Annotated in this window: 2 tRNA genes; both read left to right on the plus strand. The window is 44.3% G+C overall.

Annotation, left to right across the window (positions count from 1 at the left end):
- Position 1 precedes the first annotated feature (1 nt).
- Positions 2-77 (plus strand) — tRNA-Asn (locus tag Q0779_RS23935).
- Between the two features lie 60 nt (positions 78-137).
- Positions 138-210, plus strand: a tRNA-Asn gene (locus tag Q0779_RS23940).
- Positions 211-212 lie beyond the last annotated feature (2 nt).

Genomic DNA, 212 nt, shown 5'->3' on the forward strand with positions numbered 1-212 from the left:
TTCCCCTGTAGTTCAGTTGGTAGAACGGCGGACTGTTAATCCGTATGTCACTGGTTCGAGTCCAGTCTGGGGAGCCATAATCATGGTTAATAAATTGAATATAATCATCTTCTCAAAGTAAAAGATAAAATTGCAATTCCCCTGTAGTTCAGTTGGTAGAACGGCGGACTGTTAATCCGTATGTCACTGGTTCGAGTCCAGTCTGGGGAGCC

Source organism: uncultured Shewanella sp., assembly GCF_947491715.1.
Classification (GTDB): Bacteria; Pseudomonadota; Gammaproteobacteria; order Enterobacterales; family Shewanellaceae; genus Shewanella.